Source organism: Candidatus Hodgkinia cicadicola, from assembly GCF_002774925.1.
Window position 1 is genome coordinate 1 of the sequence record NZ_NXGO01000110.1, and the last position, 1,496, is coordinate 1,496.

The window sequence follows — 1,496 nt, forward strand, 5'->3', positions numbered from 1 at the left end:
GATCACAGCAGATATTTAATTCACTATTATTTGAATGCAATGGTAGAGAGTTCATGTTTGAAAACTTACAGAGTAGTTGTATACGGTATGTTTGTATTTCATCATGATGGAAACTATACAATAAAAACATATAAATTTTGTAAATATGATAATATAATTACTTGTAAACATTTCAGATATTTGAAAGATACATAACTAATGTTAAAATTTTTTTATACATATTTTTCTTATTAATTTATCTAATATTTATAAAATATTCTTATTGAATATGATTTTGTTTAGGTTTATGAAGGAGAGAGGCCAATGACCAAAGATAACCACTTGCTGGGTAAATTCGATCTTACTGGTATCCCACCTGCACCTAGAGGTGTTCCACAGATAGAAGTGACATTTGAGATTGATGCTAATGGCATTCTGCAAGTATGTAACAATTACTGATCTCTTGTTGTGTCAATTGCTTGAAGTTATGTCCCCATCCAGTCCAGTTAAATATATTTAAATTAACTTCCTTCTACATTATATGGATGAAAGTTGTTAATTACATCATTAAAAACTAACTTTCTTAACAAATCGTTCTCAGTACTTAAAAGCTAGACTGAGTACTCAAAGAATACATTTTTTTATATTCTTTTCAATATATAAAAATTCCTAACTACCAGAACAATTCTGACCAATTAGTTATAAGGAATAGTGATTCAATTAATATATACAGGGAAATTGTTTAAAAAATCTAGCTTTATTGATAATCAGTCTACCCATAGGAAAAATGAGTGATTTTGTTCTATCCTAAACAGTCCTCAGTACTGTTCACACTGTCTTTGTGTAACATTTCTCTATACTTTTTTCTATAATTTGCATTTTCAGAAAAAGACCTCTCCCGTGGCTCATTCATTTTATATCGTTGTTGATAAAATTTCTCAAATAGATTTCAGTCTTTGGGAAGCTGTGAACATTCCTTTATTGGCAAGATGGTAGTAGATCATTTTTCAATTCATTTTTTTTTTCATAAGAAATTTTTGTAAGATTTTGTAGTTGATTTCCAGTTTCCTTCTGAATCCCCTTCCCTATATTAATCCCTATAATATATGATTATATATTGTGCTGACTTTCCCATCATAATTCTGATATTTTAGTTTATGAAAGCGATACGAATATTTCAGAAATATATATGTGTATGGAAATCACATACATATACTTCCAAATGTAATTTAAGATGTACAGTCAATGTGTCAGTGGACAGCATATAAAACAGTGTGGTTTTATTGTCTACAGGCATGCAGATGACAGTAGATATTACAGGAAACATGCCCATCTATTTTTTTGAATGAAACATTTATTTGTATCTATATCCATTCGTCTGAATTTCACAAAGTTGGTTAAGAACATGGTATTTTTACAACCAAATGTGAAGCTCCAGCAGCCATCATATCCATATAGAAATATAGCACTTAGTACTAGTATTTTGCATAAACATAAGTCATTCATAGTACAGTTAT

Annotated in this window: 1 protein-coding gene and 1 pseudogene; both read left to right on the forward strand. The window is 29.2% G+C overall.

What is annotated here, in order from left to right:
* A partial coding sequence (locus MAGTDC_RS05720) for a hypothetical protein (protein ID WP_278046984.1) occupies positions 1-195 on the forward strand: 195 nt, incomplete at its 5' end.
* An 87-nt stretch (positions 196-282) separates the two neighbouring features.
* Positions 283-423, forward strand: a pseudogene (locus tag MAGTDC_RS03530) (Hsp70 family protein); the annotation flags it as partial.
* Between the last annotated feature and the right edge of the window lie 1,073 nt (positions 424-1,496).